The following is an 18,740-nucleotide window of genomic DNA, read 5'->3' on the forward strand; positions in this document are numbered from 1 at the left end:
TTTGGGTGTCTGATTTAGTTGTGCTCTCTACTTTTGACCGTCCTCTGCTCCCATTTTTTCTTCTCCTCTTCCATTTGTTTCTTGGTTTTTTCTTCTATTTCAAGAGATTTCAGCACCTCTACATCAGGCTGCCCAGCATCTACCCAGCAAGTATACCAGATGTCCCCTACCATTTTTATACTCGCTCGCATTCTGCGCTCCACCATGCCATCGAGCATTTGATCGTAGGCATGTGAGTACTTTTTAGAATAGACTTTGATCGTCGAATTTCCTCTTTCTTCATAAGAATACTTCTTGCTTTCTGGAAATCTTTTGGACAATTCCTTTTCAAAACTCAGTACAGAATCCATAGCCAAATGAGCAGCTGTAACAGCCTCCCAGGCTCTTTCTTGCACGTTGTCAACATACTCTGCTTTTCCTACAAAGAAGTCATAGTCATCCGCATACAACTCGGGCAGTCTAGACTCCCAAAATCCATGAATTCCATATTGTCCTGTCATTTGACCATTGTAATTTTCTGTAGTGTGCAAGGGCACATTGGAGTCTCCAATATAGTGTCCTATATCTGCTGAGTATCGTAGAATTTTGTCCAAATCCTTTTCTTCAAAAGCTTTAGTCAGTAGAAACTTCATCAGCGTGATATGCCAGGGCACAATACCATAAGCTTGCAAAGTATCCTCTGTGTACTTTTCTACCGCGTCGAACCAGTTATGAGGGACCACCTGCAAAGCACTGTCTCCATAGACATCTAAATCTATATAGTGCCTGGGGGCCTCATTGTCTACTGCATAGCGTCTCTGATCTGGATTGATTGCGTTCTCGGTAAGGTATACGATGTGTTTTTTGTAGAACCCCATCAGTTCTGGTGGAATAGTAAAAACAGCCAAACGATTGATTCTCCTATGTGCATAAAATCCCCAGCGATAAGAAGATAACCCTAGGCTGGTCATTATTACTAAAAAAATGAAGATGTGCTTTTTCAAGAAATAGATTTGATTACGTTTAGGTTTAACTAAAATAAAAAGACTTTCATAGTAAAATTATTTCTTGAGCTATTAATTTTCAGTTCTATTGCAAGTACATCTATGAACCTCAATTACATAATTTTCTTTCTAGTCGTTTCCACCTTCTTTTCCTCATGCACCACCATCAAAGGAGTGACCAACAGAAAGATGATGAATAAGAGTCTATCACAATCCCCTTTGTTTGATAGTCATCTCACTGGGTTTGCACTATATGACCCTTCAGATAGTACTTTTCTCTATACTTGGAATGAAGACAAATACTTTACGCCAGCTTCCAACACCAAATTACTCACGTTTTATGCTGGCCTGACGCTAATGCGAGATTCAGTGCCTGGTTTGCAATATGTCATTAGAGGTGATTCACTATTCTTTACAGGCACAGGAGATCCAACCTTTCTTCACCCAGATTTTGAAGAACAGCCGATTTTTGAAATGCTAAAGGACACTTCTTACAGCCTGCATTATGTCAAACCTAAATTCAAAGACGAGCCATTTGCCCCTGGTTGGTCATGGGAAGATTATGAATACTACTTTCAACCTGAACGAACAGCCTTTCCTATTTACGGCAACACTATTCGCTATGTATATGATTCTGCTCAAAACGGCTTTTCTGTACAACCAAGCTTCTTTGCTGACTTTGCAGACATTCGAGAAATTGATTCTGAAAAACTCAGCCCATATCGCCTGATCAACACCAACATTTTCAGTTTTGCACCTGACACAGCCAGAAGTGCTTACAAGAATAGTGTACCGTTCAAAACATCAGACGAACTCACTGTGACTTTGCTTGAAGACACACTCAAACGAAAAGTACATTGGGTAGAATCGTTCGATTTTGAAAGCTCAAAATTGGCTTACAGCCGCTCTTCAATGGAACTTTTTGCCTTCATGCTCAAAAGAAGTGACAACCTGGTCGCCGAGCAAATTCTGTACCTCTGTGCCACTGAAATGCGTATGCCTCTGAGTGCTGACCCTATCAGATCATTTACCCAAGAGGAGAATCTTAAGATTTACCCTAAACCACCCATTTGGAAGGATGGCAGTGGACTATCGCGCTACAATCTGGTCACTCCCAAAAGCATGGTGGCTGTAATGAATTATATTTATACTAAAATGAGTTTAGACCAAATGAAACAAGTGCTTTCTATAGGTGGTGTAGATGGCACACTCAAAAACTGGTACAAACCTAGAGCAGGCGAACCTCCCTATGTATTTGCAAAAACAGGTACTCTGAGCAACAATCACAACCTAACGGGTATTATTCATACCCGATCTGGCAAGGATCTCTTTTTTAGTTTTATGAACAACAACTACGCCTCCAGCTCTAGGCCTGTGAAGCTAGAAATGGAGAAAGTCATGCAATTGATTTATGAAAAATACTAAATGATGAAAACATACCTTTCGATATTTCTACTCATCGTTTTTTCCGCACTTTCAATCTTACATTTTTACTGGGCCAATGGTGGTTCTTGGGGATTTGCAGAAGCACTACCCACGGACGCAAACGGCAAGCGTTTATTGAATCCGTCTGCGCTGGAAAGTGCTATAGTTGGAACTGGACTAATGCTTTTCGGAATCTATTATTTACTTCAATCAGGTCTAGTCTTGAGCCTACCCACTTGGACTTTCTTCAAAATTATTGGATGGATCATTCCAGGCATATTTCTTCTAAGAGCCATTGGAGATTTCAAATTTATTGGCATTTTCAAGCCTCCACTGGAAACGGCTTTCGCCAAGGCGGATTTATACTTCTACTCTCCTTTGTGCCTTTTGATTGCTCTTTTGGGCTTCTTGATTATTAGACCAAACGACTAATTTTCACTTAAAATCCCCCCACTCAAACGAAGCAGCTCCGTCTTAGATTCTATCAGATTGTAGATGGACTGATAATATGACAAAGCGGTCTGCAAGTAAGTAATCTGCAGGTCTCGGTAATTGAAGGAATTGATACTACCATTTCTGTAGCGCTCCGCACCCATGTCTAAATTCAAATCAGCTGTTTCCAGATTTACAGCTGCAATACTGTTCAGATTCTGACGAAGGTTGTACCTATCATAAGTGCTGATCAAAGAATTATCCAAAGTCAGTTCTAAATCCTTGATTTGCAACTGGCCAATTTGCTCTTGAATTCTGGCGTTCTTGATTTGGTTCTTTACTTTACCTCCGTTGTACAGGGTGAAGGAAAGTGTAAGATTTGCGGATAATGACAAAGTGGAGGTGTTGATTCCAGAGACAGGTCCATCAACTGTTTGAATAGGTGTCCCTAGTTCTACATGATTCCAGCCATTACCACCTGATAAATTGAATGTCAAACGAGGGTAAATGGCTGAACGGGCTATGCCAATCTCTTTTTGTAAAATTTCTAGATTCACGTACTGATTTCTCAAATTGCTATTCGTTGATTTCATGGCTGCCGCTAATTCATCCAGACTAAAATTAGTTTCTTGAACAGCCAGACTATCAGTGAACTGATAAGACTTATCTATTGGTTGAGCCAATAGTAAATTTAAGTTACGAATCGCATTTTTGTGATTAAGCACTTGCGTTAGATAATTTGAGGAATCCGTTAGGTAGGCATTTTTATCCCTCAAAATATCAAATGTCACAGCACTTCCCAGATCTCCTTTCAATTTGACGTAATCATATCTATCTCTAGATAAATTTAGGGTATTGGAAAATACTTCTGTCCTTCTTTCCTCTAACAACACCGTGTAATATGCCAAAATGATGGCTTGAACAGTATTTTCAATTATGATTTGAGCATTGCCACCTGATTGTTCCTCAAGCAATGCCAGTTTGCCCTTAGTCATGCGTACATTCAATCCATCAAACAATACCCAATTGGCTTGTACAGAGGGAGAAATATCCGAAGAAGTCTGTGATCCACCAAACCTAAAAGGGTTGTCCGTTTCTAGGTCTTGGTATGACACAGATGGACTGGCGTTAAAAGAAATATTCGGAAACATACCTGCTTGTCCCCAAGTATTCAGGTTGGCGGCCTGCTCCTTTTTACTTTTTTCTATTTGAATGGAGAAATTGTTTGATAACCCCATCTCAATGGCTTGAGACAATGACAATTGATCTTGAGCTTGCAATACATTTCCTACAAAAAGACCCAATAGGGCCCAAACCAAAGTGGCTTTCCTAATTTGATTATTCATTTATTTTAATTCTTCGTTCCAGGCTTTAAACACTTGAACTTTAATACTCCATCTTTTTTATTTCTGTCGTTTCGGCCAAGGAGAAATCTTATCACAGAAGGATATTAAGATTTTTCACCCAAAGGGTTCGAAATAACAAATCATCATAGGACGACTATCAATACTCCGCTAATTTTTTTCCTTCTATGATGGCTGGTTCTACCTCTTCTTTGGTAGGCTTCAGTATTTCTCTATGATCACCAAAAAACACGCCTTTGAGGCTCAACCAAATCCCTCTAAAGCACCAGGTGATATATACTTTGATGTCATTGAAACACAGGATCATCACTGGAAAAAAGAAAAGGATAAACAATGTTCCAAACAATACACCATAAGCCAATGAGATCGCCATGGGGATAATAAACTGCGCTTGCCAGCTTTTTTCCAAAATCAAAGGAAACAATCCCGCTACTGTTGTCAATGAAGTCAAAAGAATCGCTCTAAACCTTGCCGTACCGGCCTTATTGATCGCATCCATGACGTTCATTCCCTCCTTCAAATTTCGATTGTATTGATCAAGCATCACGACTGCGTCATTCACAATTACGCCTGACAAGGCCAGCATACCATAAAAGCTCACGAACGAAACTACAGCATCGTGGAAAAAATGTCCAAATGCTGCACAAGCCCAGCCTAGTGGTAACAACACCAAAATCAGTGATGTCTGATAAAACGACCTGAAGTTCAAAGTAATGAACAGCAACATCAGCAAAATAACTGGAACCAATATTTCCATAAAAGAGTCCGTCTGCCTCTGAGAACCCCTAGACTGCCCTTCGAAACTATACTCCAAACCAGCATATTTATTGACAATCGGGGGCATGATCTCATTGGTGATCTTATCCAAGATAGGAGGCAGAGTGGTTTTTGAGTCAGCCAGCTCGGCATAGACCTGAACTGCTCTTTTGCCATTGAAGTGATTGATGCTGGTTATTCCTCGACCAATTTCATAATCTGCTAACTCTGACAAAGGATATTCTGCCCCATTTTTCTTCACTTTCATGGATTCCAGCTGAGTGATACTCAATCTGTCCTCTTTTGGATATCGTACCCAAACGCGTATTTCGTCAGTATTGACCTGTAGTCGTTGTACTTCCTCTCCAAAAAATCCCTGGCGTATTTGCTGCGTGATATCGTTTTGGGTTAAGCCCAAATGATAAGCCAAGGGCTTGAGCTTCAATTCCAATTCGCGTTGTCCGGCTGATGCGTCGTCTCCCACATCAATCAGATCAGACATTTTGAGCAGTGCGTCTTTCACCTCCTCTTTGGCTTTGTCAAGGTCAACAATGTTTTTGCTTTTCAATGAAATGGCTACTGGTTTTCCCCAATAGTTGGCTGCTCCTACGCTAAACTTCTCCGCCTCAGGCACTTGGCCAATTTCGTCACGAACTAAAGATGCGACCTCATAGCCAGATATATTGTTTTCATCAAGTTTGTCAAAATCAATCCGAACGGCACCTGTATGAGATCCCGTATTTTGTCTGTCTGAAGTGGATCCCAGCTGTACATCCACATCCGTCATGATGGTATCCTTGATTCGACCTTCATCTAGCATTCGCTGATGCACTTTCCAAATCGAGCTTTCAAAACTCCACAAATACTCTTCTGTAACGGTCTCTCTGGTTCCAGGCTTTAGTACCAAATCTACGTTGATGTCATCTATTGGCGGACGACTGAAAGGGGTAAACTTAATAATGCCTCCTGCAAACATGCCCATGACCAAAGTGATGAAGACAAATGGAGCCATAAAAGAAATCCAACGGTACCTCAACAGTCTATTGATAAAGGGAGAGTACATATTGAAACGAACATGATTGATGATTCGCTCCATCCCTTGACGGAATCTATAATACAGCCCATCAGTTTTTCTTCCTTCCAGCACCCACTTATGAGAAAGGTGAGCTGGCAAGACAAAAAAGGCTTCTACCAAGGAAAAGGCCAAGCAGGCAATCACCACTATGGCCATCTCCTTGGTAAATCCATTGTTATCCAAAAAAATGAGAGGCATAAAAGCCACAATAGTCGTCATTACTGATGTAAACACAGAGGGCAACATCTCTATAGTCCCGTCTATAGCCGCCTCATGAGGCTTCTTTCCTCTTTCGAAATGCGTGTAAATATTTTCAGCGATTACTATACCATCATCCACCAAAATACCTACTACCAATAGCATACCTGTGAGCGTAAGCATATTGATCGTAATGCCTGCCATATCACCAATGATAAACATGGCACAAAATGAAATAGGTATACCCATGGCTACCCAAAAGGATAACCTCAGCGACAAGAAAAAGCCTAAGGTGAGTAATACTAGCACTAATCCAGTACCGAAATTTCTGACCAATAACTCCAATCTATCTTCCAACATAGAGTTGAAATCAAATCCCATGGACAATTCTATGTTGTCTTGCTGGGTGTTGAATTCTTTGACATATTCATCCAAAAACTTCGAGATTTTTTCAATGTCCTCTTCAGGTAATTTTTGCACGGCTATATTAATCGCACGCTTGCCATTCGAGAAGTACTTGTTTGGCACGTCTGCGAACTGCAGTTTTACATCAGCAATTTTGCCTAAGTGTAGCTTTGTGCCGTCTGGATTGGCTCTGACTATAATTTCGTCCAGGATACTCGGGTCAAACTCTTTCGAATTGGCACGAATACGAATTTCTTCATCTACCGTTTTGATGGAGCCACCAGACACATCTCTATTGTTCATTCGAATGGCACTGGCCACTTCAGCAAAAGTAAGATTGTACCTTCTCAAGTCCTGTTCTCTCACTTCTATAGAAATCTCCAAATCAGAATAACCAGAAACCCTCACTTGCGAAATGAAACCCGACTTCAGAAAATCATCTTCCACCTGCTCAGCTGCCTTTTTAAGTTCCAGAAGTGAGACTGTACCCCTGATTCCCATATAGGCCGCCATACTGGTAGACTTCTGCTTAGCCACTACAGGCTTTTCGGCTGATACTGGAAAGGCATTGATCCGATCCACTGCATTCTTCACTTCAGTAGTCAACTCATCCAGGTCATATCCGTCTCTGGAGCGAATACTAATATTGACGAAGTTTTCTGAAGAGGTGGATGTCACTTCTTCTATACCTTCAAGTCCTTTGAGCGATTCTTCTATTTTAATAGTTACTCCTTCTTCCATCTCTACTGGAGAGGCGCCTGGATAGGATACGTTGACACTCACGTAACGAGCCTCACGCTCAGGAAAGAACGATTTCTTAAGATTAAAATAATAAGTACCCAGTCCACCCAGCACACCAACCAATATGATGGCATTGGCCCAAATGGGATATTTTACAAAAAATTCAATAACCTTTCTCATGACTTACGATTTAGGTTTTATGATTTCTACTTTCATGTTTTCAGAAGCATTAGAAGGTCTATCAGTCACCATCATTTCTCCTGATTTCAATCCACTGATAATGGCATTATTCTCAGAGATTTTATGCACTCGCACTTGTCGAGTGACCAGCACACTGTCTTGCACTACAAAAATTTCATTTTTATTTTTTAGAATTCTACGTGGTACCTCGGCAGCATTTTTCACTGACTTGCCAGGAATTCTGGCTTTCAAAAACAAACCATCCAGTGCCTCATATTTCGATCTTTTTTGAATATTGATAAACACGCTGACACTTTGAGAATTTGGATCAATGAAATCTGCAATGCGCGTAATGGTTCCTATCCAGTTTTGTTCGAAGTCAGACTCATCCACGATTGTAACTGCTTTGCCTTTCTGCACAAATTCAATGTCGCGCTGTTCAACAGGTATTTCCAATTCTAATTCGTCAGTACTAATGATTGTACCAATATTAGCACCAGGATTTACCACAGAACCAATTTGATAATTGATTGAAACTATACTGCCATTGAAAGGAGCATAGATATAAAACTTCTTCAGGTTCTCTTCTGCGCTCTTGATGGCATAAAACTCACTCAGAATATTCTTTGCAGCCAGAAAAGTCTTCTCTTTTGAGGATTTGGCTTCAGGCAATGCTGGGAGTTTCTCATCCAATTTTATTCCATCAAAATAAGACTGCCACTCGCTAAAGCTATTAGGAAAATCAATTCTAATGTCTGGAAGAATAGATGCCAGTGTATGCAAAAAACTACTTTTTCTTGCTTGCAAATCAAGGTTTTCTTCAATATCATCAATTCTACAAAGGAGCTGGCCTTTTCTGAATCTATGACCTTTTTTGAGAACAGAACTCCCATGAAGTAACTTCCCTCCAACTTCAGCAATCACATTGATCTGCTCGGCAGATCCTACTCTACCAAAAGCTTCAATAGTTGTCTCCACAGTTTGAGGTTCAAAAGGCTTGGCAGCTACATAATTTTTAGCCACTGGTTTTGGTCTTTGAGGTGGCTCCACATTCTGACTAGAAAGTGCCTGATAAGCAAAATAAGTGGCCACAAGGATAAGGAGTACGACAGCGTACGATACAAGTTTTCTTCTCATTGGTTATAGATGTAATATTCTGTCTTCTATCGCAAAAATGAACCAATTGTTTCAGAATACACCTAGTATTTGATGAATGGTAGCTATTAGGATAATTTTATTTATGGCAATTCTAATTCGCAACACTCAAAAAAACAGCGGCACATCACTCATTTTTAGCTCACAACAAATCATTAAGAAAAAAAATTAATTGCATATACAACTAATTAGAACTATCTCCGTAAACCAGCGTCATGGAAGAAAACAAATTGCCGGAATTAGACCAAACTATACTCCCCTGGCTCGGAAGAACCATGAAAGCTTTGGACTACTACCTCAACGACCATTTGGCATCAAGAGGGCTTAAGTTGACCAAAGCCCAGATGATCCTTTTGAAGGTTCTATTTCAGCAAGGGGCCATGGCACAAAACAATTTGGCATTTATCACGAACAGAGATAAGACTTCGCTTACCCGACTGATCAACACCATGGAAAAGAAAAATTTTGTAATTCGATCTGTAGATAAAAATGACAAGCGCATAAAATTGGTCAGTATCACTGAAGAAGGTAAAAAAATGTTTAACTCAGCCATTCCTATCCTTCAAGAGATCATTAGCACAATACAGGAAGGTATCGAACAAAAAGACTTAGAAATGACCATTAAGGTATTAAAACAAATAGGTAAGAATATAAAAATAGATGAGTTAACAACTCCTCTCAATAAATAACTTCATGAAAAGACAAATATCAATAGTAGCAGGTATACTGATCATATTAGGTGGATTCTTTGGATCCAGAATGATTATAGATAGTAAAAAAGACGAAAAACCACCAGTGCAAAAGAATGTAACTACAGTGTTTACACAAAAGGTGAAAGGTTCAAACATTGGGGTGAGCGTCATAGAAAATGGTCGGTTGATTGCCAAAAGAAAAGCCGATCTATATGCCGAAGTTCAGGGGGTAATGGAATCGAGTAAGAAAGCTTTCAAAGCAGGAATAAAATATTCTGAAGGAGAAACATTGGTCAACATCAGAAGCAATGACGCATATGTAAGTCTATTGGCACAAAAAAGCGTACTGCAAAATTTAGTTACAAGCATTTTACCAGATTTAAGGCTGGATTACCCAGAGGCTTATAAAAAGTGGAATGCCTATGTTTCCAATTTTGACATCAGCGCTCCGATTGCGAAACTGCCAGAAACTACTTCAGAAAAAGAAAAATATTTCATTACTGGAAAGAATATTTACACCACTTATTACAACACCAAGAACCTTGAAATACTTCAAGGTAAATACAAAATCCGAGCACCCTACAGTGGAGTACTCACTGAAACCTTGGTCAACCCTGGCACCGTCATCCGACCAGGTCAAAAGCTTGGAGAGTTTATAGACCCCTCTCTGTATGAACTGGAGGTAGCCGTCAGTCAATCTGTGCTTCCCTCCTTATCGATTGGTAAAAAGGTAAAAGTTAATAATCCCAATGTCAATAACCAAAACTGGACTGGCCAGGTATCTAGAATCAATGGAAAAGTAGATGCCACCACACAAACCGTTCAGGTTTACATAGACGTTTCAGGAAAAGAGCTGAAAGAAGGTGTGTACTTAGAAGCCGAAATTTCAGGAGAAGAAATTCAAGATGCTGTAGAAATTGACAGAAAACTGCTTGTAGAAGGTGATAAAATCTACGCCATCCAGAATAACCAACTCTATCTCATACCTGTCGTGATAGTCCACAAAACTAATAAATCTGTCATTGTGAATAATCTAAAAGATGGAACAGAAATCCTCTCCAGAATTGTTCCAGGTGCATTTGAAGGCATGGAAGTAAAAGTGTACAGCGAAAACTAAAATAGAATGTATAAAATAATTGATCATTTTATCAAGTACCCAATCGCTGGTTGGGTCATTGTTATTGCTTTCACCTTTTTGGGGACGTTTGGTTTTTTAAATCTCAAATCTTCCTTTTTCCCCTTGGTTGAAAGTAGAGATATCACTATCAATGTCACCTACCCTGGTGCATCTCCCCAAGAGATGGAAGAGGGCATTATCCTTAAGATAGAAGATAACATAAGAGGCCTTGTCGGAATAGATCGATTTACGTCTACCTCCTCTGAAAACTCTGCTTCTGTAAGAATAGAAGTTTTGAAAGGGTACGATATAGATGCAGTATTGGCTGATGTGAAAAATGCGGTCGATCGAATCCCGTCATTTCCAGTTGGCATGGAGCCCGCCATTATTTCCAAAGGTATTTTCATAACAGAAGCCGTCACTATGGCGATCAGTGGGCAAAATATTCCCCTGACCGCTCTGAAGACCATGGCCAGAGAGGTAGAAACAGATTTAAAAAATCTAGAAGGAATTTCTCAAGTCGAAGTCACTGGATATCCAGAAGAAGAAATTGAGATTGCTATCAATGAAGATAAACTAAGAGCCTATGATCTGACCTTTCAGCAGATTGCCAATGCCGTATCTTCTACCAATATTTTGGTTACTGGCGGCACGATCAAAACGGCACATGAGGAGTATCTAATTAGAGTAAGCAACAGGAAGTATCATGGAGATGAACTAGATCACATCATTGTAAAAGCCACGGAATCAGGCGAATTGGTTCGGCTCAAAGATATAGCTGAAGTAAGAGATCGCTGGTCTGAAACTCCAGACAGATCTTATTTCAACGGGGAGAGTTCTGTGAGAATTCAGGTGAACGCAACCATCTCGGAAGATCTCATAGATGTCGCTGACAAAACCAAGGGCTACATTGATGACTTCAACGAAAGTCACGATAATGTGCAAATCAATATTACCCGAGACTCATCAATCACCATTGTTCAGCGCTCCGAATTGCTTCTGAGGAATGGTGTGCAAGGCATGTTGTTGGTGCTGTTTTTCCTAGCCATTTTTCTCAAACCAAGATTGGCCTTTTGGGTAGCTTTTGGTTTGCCGATTGCCTTCTTTGGCATGTTTATGTTTGCTGGGTATTTCAGCGTGACCATCAACGTACTTTCGTTATTTGGGATGATCATTGTGATCGGTATTTTGGTAGATGACGGCATTGTAATTGCAGAAAACATCTATCATCATTACGAAAAAGGAAAAAGCCCCATTCAAGCAGCAGTAGATGGTACTATGGAAGTCATACCTGCAATTACATCCGCTATTCTTACTACGCTGGTTGCGTTCTCTACATTCTTCTTTTTGGAAGGTCGCATTGGAGAGTTCTTTGGAGAGGTGTCAACCATCGTCATTCTTACTTTGGGCATTTCGCTGGTGGAAGCACTCATTATTTTACCCTCTCATGTTGCGCACTCCAAAGCCTTGTCTAAAGAACAAAAAACCTATGTATTCAATCGTTATGCGGATCAGTTTATGGGTTGGATCAGAGACAAGGTTTACGCCCCAGTACTTCTGTTTTTCTTAAACAATCGCGTACTTGGCTTTGCCATTCCAATTTTTTTATTTTTCCTAACGATAGGATCGATTGGAGGTGGAATTATTCGAGTAACCTTCTTTCCTCAGATTGCGAGTGATCGAATTTCAGTATCCCTGAAAATGCCTCAGGGCACACATGAATCGATCACAGATTCCATCATTTCACACATAGAAAACGTAGCCTGGGAATTAGGAAAAGAGTTTGACACTCAGCAGGATGGTGATGCCATCGAAAATATGGTAAGAAGAATGGGGCCTGGTACATCAACAGCTTCATTGAATATCAACTTACTGGCGGGAGAAAATAGAAATTTTCCCTCTCATGAAATGTCCTCTGCGCTTCGTGAACGAGTAGGTGAAATTCACGGAGCAGAAAGCGTGGTTTTTGGGTCAGGCGGAAACTTTGGCGGTAAACCAATCTCCATGGCACTGCTGAGTGACAATATTGAGGAACTCAAGGCCGCCAAAAAAATAATGAAGGATTACCTTCAGGCAAACCCTTTAGTAAAAGACATAGAGGACAACGACCCTCAAGGCATCAAGGAGATCAAGATTACTCTGAAAGACGAAGCTTACGCTATGGGTTTCCGCCTCAATGATGTCATCAGTCAAGTCAGATCTGGTTTCTTTGGCTTTCAAGCCCAAAGGTTTCAAAGAAGAAGAGACGAAATCAAAGTATGGGTGAGATATGATAAGGAAGAACGTTCTTCCATAAAGAATCTGGATGACATGCGCATTGTGAATTCATCTGGTGATCGAGTGCCGCTTACAGAGATTGCAAACTACGAAATCTCCAGAGGTGAAATTTCCATCAATCACTTGAATGGTAAAAGGGAAATTCGGCTGGAAGGCGATTTGAAAGACCCTAAAACAAGTGCCACTGATATTATGAATGAAGTAAAGGCTGAAATGTTGCCAAAATTGAAGGCACAGTTTCCGCACGTCACGCCTGTGTTTGAAGGTCAAAATCGTGAAGCTGGTAAAACCACGGCTTCTGCTGCGGCAGTCTTGCCAGTCATCATTTTTTCCATCTTTGTGATCATTGCATTTACGTTTAGATCTATTAGCCAGCCCTTTCTTTTGCTACTTATGATCCCGTTTAGTTTGATTGGGGTAGCCTGGGGGCATTGGATACATGACTTCCCAATCAATATCCTATCCTTTTTAGGGATTATTGCCCTTATCGGAATTGTAGTAAATGATGGTCTGGTGTTGATAGGAAAGATGAATGCCTACCTCAAAGAGGGACGCCCCTACCAGCAGGCACTCCTTGATGCTGGTAAGTCAAGGTTTAGAGCCATTTTCTTAACTTCAATCACGACAGTTGCAGGGCTTACTCCTTTGATTTTTGAAACCAGTCGCCAAGCACAATTCCTAATTCCTATGGCCATTGCAGTGGCTTACGGAATCATGGTAGCAACCGTCCTCACACTCATCATGTTGCCTTTGATGTTATCCACAGGCAACACAGTAAAAGTACATGCCATCTGGCTATGGACAGGCCATAAGCCAACAGAAGAAGAAGTAGAACGAGCTGTAAAAGAATTAAAAGTTGAAAATGAAAATTAACAAACTCATATATGTAGTTGTCGGGCTCATTTGGGCAACAACTGAATCTAAAGCTCAGGAAATCCTGACAAAAGCAGATGCTGTATCCATTGCATTAGAAAACAATTTTGATATTAGAGCGGCATCCAATGATTTGGAGATTTCAGAGAATAATGCAAAAATTACAAACAGTGGTTATTTGCCTAATGTTTCGGGCACAGCTGGTACAAGTCAAACACGTACTGATTCTGATCTGACTTTTTCGGATGGATCAAGTATCGTGAACGATGGTGTTAATAGTTCGGGTTCAAACGCTTCCCTCAATATGGATTACACCATTTTTGATGGTTTTGGAAGAAAGTATGATTACAAGAGATTGCAAGAAAATTACAATCTCAGTGAAATTCAGGCACGTGCTGTTATGGAAAACACACTGGTGAATCTTTTTATTTCTTATTATGAAATTGCCCGTTTGACTGAAAACGAGCTGAATCAGAAAGAAACGCTGGATATATCCAGAGAAAGGTGGCTTCGCGCCAAATACAGTTTTGAGTTTGGACAAAACAGTCAATTAGACATTCTTAATGCAGAAGTAGATTACAATACAGATAGCATCAATTATCTCACGATTGTACAGCAACTCAAAAATGAGAAACGCAATCTCAACCTATTATTGGGTAGAGATGTCAGTGTAGACTTTGGCGTGGACACATTGCTTGCTTTCGAGAATAATCTAGACTACCAAGCACTGGAAGCTTCTGCCAAAGAGAAAAATGCAGCATTAAATGTGGAGCAAGGCCTACTCAGAAATTCTCAATACAATATCAAGGTGGAGAATTCAGCCATCATTCCAAAAATCGGGATCAATTCCTCCTATGGCTGGAATAATAATCAATTTGCTCCAGGTAATTTCTTGTCAGAATCTACTTCAACTGCCTTGAATGTGGGCGCCACATTGACCTGGAATATTTTTGATGGTGGACGCTCAAATACTCAACGTCAAAACGCCAAACTGGCTATGGAAAACCAGCAGATCAATGTGGAGAGAACTGAACTTGATTTGGAACGACAAATACAAAATGCGTGGACGGTATATCAAACCGCACTTTTTGTCATGCAGGCTGAGCAAAAAAACTTGCAGACCAATCATCTCAATTTTGATAGATCAAAAGAACAATATGGCTTCGGATTGATTACTTCGATTGAGTTCAGACAGGCTCAGTTCAACTTACTAACTGCCAATTTGAATTTCAACCAGGCAAAATACAGTGCTAAGAATGCTGAACTCGTATTGCTTCAACTGAGCGGCACCATTCTGGATGCCAAATTCTAAATAAGATAAAGACATATCAAGGGTTAGTCCCCAACCGTCTAACCCTTGATAACTGCGATTCGTCACAAAAATCAAACTTGTGATTGGAGATGCCGTTAGTCCCGCCAACTACTCAATTTATGAATAAAGGTCAACTCAACGCTAGAATCATTCTCTTCTCTCTATGGCTATTGATGTTTGCGGCTAGCAGCCAATTTTTCATTATGTCACCTATTCTCTCTCAGATAGGCGAACAATTGAATATTGCAGAAGCACTTAGAGGCACCCTCATCACAGCTTACGCAATCACGTTGGGAATAGTAGCTCTGATCACTGGACCCATCTCAGATCGCGTGGGTCGTAGAAAAATACTTCTTATAGGCGCTGGTGCCATGTCCCTTTCCTTGCTTACACACCAGTTGGCATTTGACTATTGGTCCATGTTAGGATTTAGAATGCTAGCAGGCTTTGCAGGCGGCATTCTCACTGGATCTTGTGTGGCCTATATTGGAGATTATTTTCCTTGCGAAAAAAGAGGTTGGGCCAATGGGGTCGTAGCTACAGGAAGTGCGGCTGGACAAATCCTAGGGATACCAGCAGGAACGATTCTTGCCGGAGAAATTGGTTTTTTCGCCCCGTTTCAATTTTTTGGATTCGTAATGGTGTTTGCTTTCTTTTTAATCTTGTTTAAGGTACCTCAACCAAAAATTGACAACTCCAATTGCCCTTTAAACCTAAAACATTCTATCAAAAAATACTGGGAGATCCTACACGTTCCATCTGTCAAAACCATTGCCATGGGATACCTGTTAATGTTCCTGAGCATCTCTTCGTTTATCGTGTATTTTCCCACATGGTTGGAAAACTCCTTTCGAGCCAATAGTTATGATATTGCTACATTATTTTTAATTGGTGGATTGGCCACAGTATTTACAGGGCCAATATCTGGAATGATTTCAGACAAGACTGGCAGAAAGCAAATCATCATTTTCTCCAATCTTCTCCTTGTGATTATCATGCCCATGTGTGTGTTTTTTCTCAATATGAATTACGAAATGTACTTCGCAGTTTTCTTTATCATCATGCTGCTGATTGTGGCTCGGATGGTACCTTTTCAAGCTTTGGCCTCAGAAGTGATTCAGGACAATCAGCGTGGACGCATGATGAGTATGACCATTTCCATAGGTCAGTTGGGCATGGCTCTAGGCTCTGCGCTTGCTGGGTTTATCTATACAGACATTGGATTTATAGGAAATGCCACACTGGCAGCCTTAGCTTCTTTCCTTATGGCCTTTTTGATCCAGAAATATATCCCTGAAGAAGGTCTGGCTATTCAAGAATCTAAGGGCTAGTCTGGCTATCCTAATGATAGGAACAAATCCCCTAGCCCCCTTTTTTCTAAGGGAGAATAAGACACCCTCTTGGTGACTAAGGTCGGGGGGATTGACCAACAAACTACGCAACTACAATTTGATGCAAACATTCTGAGGCTCAGTGAAAAATCGTAAAGCTTCAAAGCCTCCCTCTCGACCTACACCTGATTGTTTCATGCCACCAAATGGCGTTCGCAAGTCCCTGAGCAGCCAACAATTGACCCAAACTATACCGCTTTTGACCTGATGTGACACTCTATGTGCTCTTTTGAGATTTTGCGTCCAAATGGTAGCCGCCAAGCCATAAGACGTAGCATTGGCCATAGCCAATACTTCATCTTCTGTATCAAAAGGCATAATGGTGACCACAGGTCCGAAGATTTCTTCCTGATTCGTTCGGCAATCATGACTCAATCCTTCAATAATGGTGGGTGCTATAAAATATCCATCAGCACAATCACCTTCTACCATTACCCTGTCACCTCCTGCTAGCACTGTGCCTCCTTCTCCCTGAGCCAATTTGATGTAGCCCAGCACCTTATTCATGTGAGCCTCTGAAACTACTGCTCCCATTTTAGTTTGATCATTCAGAGGATCTCCAACCTTCATTTTCTTTACTTTCTCTACAAAAGCATTTTTGAATTTTCCGTAAATCGGACGCTCCACAAAAATTCGAGACCCACACAAACAGATCTGACCTTGATTTGCAAAAGAAGAGCGAAGCGTAGTTTTCAACATATCATCAAAATCGCAATCAGCAAAAATGATATTGGGGTTCTTGCCACCTAATTCCAGTGATAATTTTTTGAACATGGGCGCTGCAGTTGCTGCAAGCTTCTTACCTGTCTCTGTACCTCCAGTGAATGAAATCAAAGGCACATCTTTATGCTCTACAATAGCCTGACCAGCTTTGTGACCATAACCATGAACGATATTTAAAACCCCATTGGGCAAACCAGCTTCTATGCAAAGTTTGGATAGCAAATAGGCTGTCATGGGGGTGACTTCAGTAGGCTTGGCCACGACTGTGTTCCCTGCTGCCAATGCAGGCGCAATCTTCCAGCTGAATAAATACAGTGGCAAATTCCATGGCGAGATACATCCAGCTACGCCCACAGCTGATCTTTTGGTATAATTTATAGCTGTACCTTCCATGTAATGAGACTCAGCAGCGAAATGTTGAATCCCACTGGCATAAAACCTGAAATTGGAAGAAGCTCTAGGGATATCTACACTTTTGGCTAGGCTCAAGGGTTTGCCATTATCTATGGACTCTGCTTTTGCTAACTCCTCTAGATTTTCGTCAATCAGATCAGCAATTTTGTTAAGTATATGAGCCCTGGTCTCTATTCCGCAAGTAGACCAGGCAGGAAATGCAGCTTTAGCAGCAGCTACGGCCAATTCCACATCAGCGTGGTCGCTATCAGGGATTTGCGAATAAACTTGTCCCTTGGAAGGGTTGATATTATCTATGTATTTTTTGGAAATTGGAGCTACAAGTGCACCATTGATATAATTTTCAATTATTTGCATGGGTTGCTTTGGGTTAATGCTAAATGCAGCCAGTTCGGCCACCATCCACTGGTATACTCACGCCATTGACGTAGGCTGCTGCTGGAGATGCCAAGAATGCTGCCGCAGCTGCAGCTTCCTCCGCTCGTCCAAATCGGCGAGCTGGCGTTTCCATTTTCATAGCTGTTATTACCTCCTCTTCAGTTTTTCCAGTCTTTTCTGCCTTGGACTTAACTATACCTTCTAATCGAACTGTATCTGTAAAACCTGGCAACACATTATTGACTGTGATCCCAAATTGTCCCAGCTCCAAGGACAGTGTCTTTGCCCAGCTAGCTACAGCCCCTCGTACAGTATTGGATACCCCTAGTCCAGGAATAGGAACATATACAGAAGTGGAAATGATGTTAATGATTCTTCCGAATGCCTTCTCTTTCATCCCTGGCACTAGTGCCTGAGCAAGTAAGTGATTGCACTCCAAGTGCGCCGTCATTGTATCCATAAATTTAGCATAAGGCTCATCAATGATCTGTCCTCCTGCGGGCCCTCCCGTATTGTTAACCAAAATTTCAGGGGATGCATTTTCTTTCAAGTACTCTTCAATTTTGCTTTTTAGCTCGGCAGGGTTACTAAAATCTGCTTGCAAATATTGGTGTACTTGTTTGTGTGCTGTGGACAGTCTTGCTTTTACTTCTTGCAGCTTGGATATATTGCGTGCCACAAGTGTCACACTTGCACCCAAATGTGCGAGTTCCTCAGCAATAGCCTTTCCAATTCCTTGCGTACTGCCACAAACGAGTGCAGATTTTCCTTCTAAATTTAAGTTCATTTTTTGGCGTCATTTAAAAACAGTAAATATAGCCATTATGGCCCTTGACTTGAGAATAAAAT

At 40.9% G+C, this 18,740-nt stretch carries 13 protein-coding genes; 7 read left to right on the forward strand and 6 right to left on the reverse strand.

Annotated elements, in window-relative coordinates:
• Nucleotides 1-14: 14 nt before the first annotated feature.
• Nucleotides 15-950: a zinc dependent phospholipase C family protein gene (locus tag B9A58_RS04870; RefSeq protein WP_084371290.1), complete on the reverse strand. Its 936-nt coding sequence runs from the start codon at nt 948-950 to the stop codon at nt 15-17.
• A gap of 222 nt (nt 951-1,172) precedes the next feature.
• Between B9A58_RS04870 and B9A58_RS04875 the strand changes: the two genes are divergently transcribed.
• Complete coding sequence (locus tag B9A58_RS04875; RefSeq protein ID WP_221407811.1) at nt 1,173-2,408, forward strand: D-alanyl-D-alanine carboxypeptidase/D-alanyl-D-alanine-endopeptidase; 1,236 nt, start codon at nt 1,173-1,175, stop codon at nt 2,406-2,408.
• The gene (locus B9A58_RS04880; RefSeq protein WP_221407812.1) at nt 2,409-2,840 is read left to right on the forward strand and encodes a DUF3995 domain-containing protein; all 432 of its coding nucleotides are present in this window, start codon (nt 2,409-2,411) and stop codon (nt 2,838-2,840) included.
• Here B9A58_RS04880 and B9A58_RS04885 read toward each other — a convergent pair.
• The 3 genes from B9A58_RS04885 to B9A58_RS04895 all read right to left on the reverse strand — a co-directional run bounded on the left by B9A58_RS04885 (nt 2,837) and on the right by B9A58_RS04895 (nt 8,696).
• Nucleotides 2,837-4,186, reverse strand: a complete 1,350-nt coding sequence (locus B9A58_RS04885; RefSeq protein ID WP_084371292.1) for a TolC family protein — start codon at nt 4,184-4,186, stop codon at nt 2,837-2,839. The two genes, B9A58_RS04880 and B9A58_RS04885, sit on opposite strands and share 4 nt — an antisense overlap.
• Before the next feature lie 157 nt (nt 4,187-4,343).
• Nucleotides 4,344-7,559, reverse strand: coding sequence for an efflux RND transporter permease subunit (locus tag B9A58_RS04890; RefSeq protein ID WP_084371293.1), 3,216 nt, complete (start codon nt 7,557-7,559; stop codon nt 4,344-4,346).
• A 3-nt stretch (nt 7,560-7,562) separates the two neighbouring features.
• Complete coding sequence (locus B9A58_RS04895; protein WP_084371294.1) at nt 7,563-8,696, reverse strand: efflux RND transporter periplasmic adaptor subunit; 1,134 nt, start codon at nt 8,694-8,696, stop codon at nt 7,563-7,565.
• Nucleotides 8,697-8,929: 233 nt separating this feature from the next.
• On the opposite strand from B9A58_RS04895, the gene B9A58_RS04900 reads away from it, so the two are divergent.
• From B9A58_RS04900 to B9A58_RS04920, 5 genes are all read left to right on the forward strand, one after another.
• Nucleotides 8,930-9,403, forward strand: coding sequence for a MarR family winged helix-turn-helix transcriptional regulator (locus B9A58_RS04900; protein ID WP_084371295.1), 474 nt, complete (start codon nt 8,930-8,932; stop codon nt 9,401-9,403).
• A gap of 4 nt (nt 9,404-9,407) precedes the next feature.
• Nucleotides 9,408-10,523 carry an efflux RND transporter periplasmic adaptor subunit gene (locus B9A58_RS04905; protein WP_084371296.1) on the forward strand — a complete coding sequence of 372 codons (1,116 nt, stop codon included), beginning with the start codon at nt 9,408-9,410 and terminating at the stop codon, nt 10,521-10,523.
• A 6-nt stretch (nt 10,524-10,529) separates the two neighbouring features.
• Nucleotides 10,530-13,673 (forward strand): efflux RND transporter permease subunit, encoded by a 3,144-nt coding sequence (locus B9A58_RS04910; RefSeq protein WP_084371297.1) that lies wholly within the window; start codon nt 10,530-10,532, stop codon nt 13,671-13,673.
• Nucleotides 13,663-14,985 (forward strand): TolC family protein, encoded by a 1,323-nt coding sequence (locus B9A58_RS04915; protein WP_084371298.1) that lies wholly within the window; start codon nt 13,663-13,665, stop codon nt 14,983-14,985. The genes B9A58_RS04910 and B9A58_RS04915 overlap by 11 nt, the downstream gene beginning before the upstream one ends.
• Nucleotides 14,986-15,104: 119 nt before the next feature.
• Nucleotides 15,105-16,316 (forward strand): MFS transporter, encoded by a 1,212-nt coding sequence (locus B9A58_RS04920; protein ID WP_176214675.1) that lies wholly within the window; start codon nt 15,105-15,107, stop codon nt 16,314-16,316.
• Between the two features lie 111 nt (nt 16,317-16,427).
• Here B9A58_RS04920 and B9A58_RS04925 read toward each other — a convergent pair whose 3' ends face one another.
• Nucleotides 16,428-17,870: an aldehyde dehydrogenase gene (locus tag B9A58_RS04925; RefSeq protein WP_084371300.1), complete on the reverse strand. Its 1,443-nt coding sequence runs from the start codon at nt 17,868-17,870 to the stop codon at nt 16,428-16,430.
• A gap of 19 nt (nt 17,871-17,889) precedes the next feature.
• On the reverse strand, nt 17,890-18,678 hold the full coding sequence (locus B9A58_RS04930) for an SDR family oxidoreductase (protein ID WP_084371301.1): 789 nt from the start codon (nt 18,676-18,678) through the stop codon (nt 17,890-17,892).
• Between the last annotated feature and the right edge of the window lie 62 nt (nt 18,679-18,740).

The sequence above is a fragment of the Reichenbachiella faecimaris genome (assembly GCF_900176375.1).
Lineage (GTDB): Bacteria > Bacteroidota > Bacteroidia > Cytophagales > Cyclobacteriaceae > Reichenbachiella > Reichenbachiella faecimaris.

What these genes read in the sequence shown, in the direction of transcription:
- B9A58_RS04870 (WP_084371290.1), bottom strand. Translation starts at nt 950, where the DNA reads ATGACCAGCCTAGGGTTATCTTCTTATCGCTGGGGATTTTATGCACAT.
- B9A58_RS04875 (WP_221407811.1), top strand. Translation starts at nt 1,173, where the DNA reads ATGATGAATAAGAGTCTATCACAATCCCCTTTGTTTGATAGTCATCTC.
- B9A58_RS04880 (WP_221407812.1), top strand. Translation starts at nt 2,409, where the DNA reads ATGATGAAAACATACCTTTCGATATTTCTACTCATCGTTTTTTCCGCA.
- B9A58_RS04885 (WP_084371292.1), bottom strand. Translation starts at nt 4,186, where the DNA reads ATGAATAATCAAATTAGGAAAGCCACTTTGGTTTGGGCCCTATTGGGT.
- B9A58_RS04890 (WP_084371293.1), bottom strand. Translation starts at nt 7,559, where the DNA reads ATGAGAAAGGTTATTGAATTTTTTGTAAAATATCCCATTTGGGCCAAT.
- B9A58_RS04895 (WP_084371294.1), bottom strand. Translation starts at nt 8,696, where the DNA reads ATGAGAAGAAAACTTGTATCGTACGCTGTCGTACTCCTTATCCTTGTG.
- B9A58_RS04900 (WP_084371295.1), top strand. Translation starts at nt 8,930, where the DNA reads ATGGAAGAAAACAAATTGCCGGAATTAGACCAAACTATACTCCCCTGG.
- B9A58_RS04905 (WP_084371296.1), top strand. Translation starts at nt 9,408, where the DNA reads ATGAAAAGACAAATATCAATAGTAGCAGGTATACTGATCATATTAGGT.
- B9A58_RS04910 (WP_084371297.1), top strand. Translation starts at nt 10,530, where the DNA reads ATGTATAAAATAATTGATCATTTTATCAAGTACCCAATCGCTGGTTGG.
- B9A58_RS04915 (WP_084371298.1), top strand. Translation starts at nt 13,663, where the DNA reads ATGAAAATTAACAAACTCATATATGTAGTTGTCGGGCTCATTTGGGCA.
- B9A58_RS04920 (WP_176214675.1), top strand. Translation starts at nt 15,105, where the DNA reads ATGAATAAAGGTCAACTCAACGCTAGAATCATTCTCTTCTCTCTATGG.
- B9A58_RS04925 (WP_084371300.1), bottom strand. Translation starts at nt 17,870, where the DNA reads ATGCAAATAATTGAAAATTATATCAATGGTGCACTTGTAGCTCCAATT.
- B9A58_RS04930 (WP_084371301.1), bottom strand. Translation starts at nt 18,678, where the DNA reads ATGAACTTAAATTTAGAAGGAAAATCTGCACTCGTTTGTGGCAGTACG.